Source organism: uncultured Sphingorhabdus sp. (genome assembly GCF_937872355.1).
Lineage (GTDB): Bacteria > Pseudomonadota > Alphaproteobacteria > Sphingomonadales > Sphingomonadaceae > Sphingorhabdus_B.
In genome coordinates this window covers 1-2,611 of record NZ_CALMSV010000164.1, presented here as the reverse complement: position 1 = coordinate 2,611, position 2,611 = coordinate 1, and the positions used below count along the sequence as shown (strand labels likewise).

Annotated in this window: 2 protein-coding genes; both read right to left on the bottom strand. The window is 55.4% G+C overall.

Going from position 1 to position 2,611, the window contains the following annotated elements; all coding sequences use genetic code 11:
- The coding region (locus Q0239_RS10475) for a TniB family NTP-binding protein (RefSeq protein ID WP_298602346.1) at positions 1-737 on the bottom strand (737 nt) is incomplete at its 3' end.
- Positions 737-2,023 carry a transposase family protein gene (locus Q0239_RS10470; RefSeq protein ID WP_298602349.1) on the bottom strand — a complete coding sequence of 429 codons (1,287 nt, stop codon included), beginning with the start codon at positions 2,021-2,023 and terminating at the stop codon, positions 737-739. The genes Q0239_RS10475 and Q0239_RS10470, both read right to left, overlap by 1 nt.
- Positions 2,024-2,611: the final 588 nt, after the last annotated feature.

The following is a 2,611-nucleotide window of genomic DNA, read 5'->3' as shown; positions in this document are numbered from 1 at the left end:
AGGCGGGAAAGGTGTCGCAAACTCTGGCTGGACAATGCGGACGGAAGTTTGAGCGGTAGACTTCGGAGGATCGCCGTCACCAGTTCCTGGAATTCCTCATCCGCCTTCCATCTTGGCAGTACAAACTGATCCAGGCGTCGTGCCAGTTGAGTGTCGCCGGCAATCGCGTCGCGGGCTTCGGAAACGCCAAGACAGACGAGCGAAGCTTTGATCTCATTGCTAAGATATCGCAGCAGCTGCAGGATCACGCGCTGCTCTCTCGGGGTTCCAGCAAGAAGATTGTGGACCTCGTCAAATACCAGAACACGAACATTGTTGCTTTTCAGGAGGAGGACGGTCCTGATCTCAAGTTCCATGAGTGTCAGGCGTTCATTGATGCTGGCTCCCATGGCCATCAGCAATTGACCGTATATCCTGCGTTCTGTCGGGCGTGATGTCAGCGTAATTGCCAGGACCGGCATGCTTTCCACACCGGTACTGTGATCGATAATTGGCGGATGATTACGCTTGAACTTTTCCACGAGCATCGTCTTGCCCATGCCGCTGTGGCCATAAATCGCGAGGCCCGGCGGACGCGTTGATGGCGGATGGTCGCAAAGCCCATCGAGATGCCGAAGAACCCGACGAGCGCGATCAAAGCCGACCCAACGATCGGATCGAATGGCACGAATCCGTGTTTCGTTTGGCGAGTTGGCAAGTGCCGCGGCGCCAGACGCCAAATGCGGGAGTTCAATCATCAATCCCAAAATTCCGTGTCGTCATCTGAATGAACCGATTTCGCCAAATCTATAGCCGTAACGTGGCCGCTTTCCTTTTGGTCCTGTTTAGTAGGCCTTCGAGCAGCACTCCGGCGCGCTTTTGCGCTTGAGGATGCGGCAATGTCTTCAATCTGCCTTTGTTTTGCGATCGCTGCAAAGATAACATCTTCTTGCAACTCACGCCGTCCTTGGTCTCGAAGCCTTTTCTTGGCATGTTTCCATTCCCACCATGAGACGGGCGGATATGCGAGATTTCGGTACCGCGCTTCTACAAACCGGCCGTCGGACTGGCGAACGAATATTCGAGAAAGGTCTCGTGGATCATATTTGATCTCAAGCTCAGCACCCCGGCCGACATCACGTGATAGGGCGTCCGACCAGTAGCGAATCTTTTCCAGATGAATGCCGTCCTTCAGCAAGCGGCGCCGGTCACCAGGCAAAAAGCTGGTCCAGAACGCCATCCGGTCTGGCGGTAGGTCGAAATCGACTTCACCTTGCCGTTCGCGCCACACGGCCAGGGGAGGGCGCAATAGTGAGGCGTGGATACGCTGATGGTATTTGCCGACGATTTCCAGTGCGATCCACTTTTCTAGTTCGCGTAATGTAAAGGTCGCACGGCCCTCGGAATCGTAGTCACCCCTGATCTTCACATTGCTGAACGTTGTGCCAGGCAGCAGATGAACAGCTCCCATCATGGTTCCGATCAGCCGCTCGACGTGTCCGCCGAAGCGGGGCGTTGCTGGCGGTCTGAACAGGAGCTTGATGCCATATTCCTTGCAAGCGCCGGCGAGCGCTCGCGATCTGAATTCGGCGCCATTGTCGCAATGAAGAACAGCTGGCAGTCCGGCGACAGGCCAAGGAATATCAATCCCCCGTTCGTCTAGCCATGCTGCTTTGTCGTAAACGGCGTGCAGGAGGCAAAGGCCAACCGACGTTCTCGATGGGGCTGCCAGTGACAAATGGAAACCCGCGACCATTCTGGTGCAAACATCGATGGCAATCGTCAGCACTGGCCGTCCGATGGGTTGGCGATATTGTTCATCGACAACGACGACATCGACAATAGTATGATCGATCTGCCAAAGGGCATTCGGCTTTGCGACAGAAAGCTGGCCAGGGCTCGGTGTCGAGGCGGCTTCGATCTCGCGCTCCCCGCGCTTGCGGGCCGCTGCAATCGGGATCAGTTCCGACACTCTACGCTGCACAGTGCTACGATGTGGAGGTGATAGCCCCTCTGTGAGGCAGACTTCCCCAATGCGCCGCATCAGTGCGGCAAAGCTCGGCTTTTCCTTTTTGAGCCAGAAGCCCTCCACTTGTTCGGCGATAATGCGCTCGGTTCTGGGATCCAGCCTAACCATTCCTTCTTGCGTGCCGCGTTTTCTAGGTTTGAGGCTTGAAGTGCGTTGTGTCTTTCTAAACCTCGCAACGAGCCGAAACAGCGTCGAACGCGGGATCCCATACTCCTCACGCGCAGCCGCGACTACCTCAGCTGTCACTTTCCCATCACTGCCGCGGAGCAGATATCGAAGAAACTCTTCCGGACTTACATCGTCGGCATGTCGGTCACCATCATCGGGGGCTTCTGGGGATGAAATCATACGGCGACATTATGGTCGATCGACCGGTCGATCAATCCCATTTGGAGTGTAATAAAATCTCATTGGCGTCTCATTTGAAGTGTAATGCATTACACTTCAGTCTCACGCAAATCATTGAAAACACTCAATGCGCGAGTCTCGGTTTCAAACCTAAATCGACACCATCGACATCGGACTGCTCCGACTGAAGGACGCGCTCGAGCTGGCGCCGCTGCTCGCGGACCATCCGACTTCGTTCTGGTTTTCCGATGCGCA

Coding starts and splice junctions, on each gene's coding strand:
- Q0239_RS10470 (WP_298602349.1), bottom strand. CDS start 2,023: ATGCGGCGCATTGGGGAAGTCTGCCTCACAGAGGGGCTATCACCTCCA.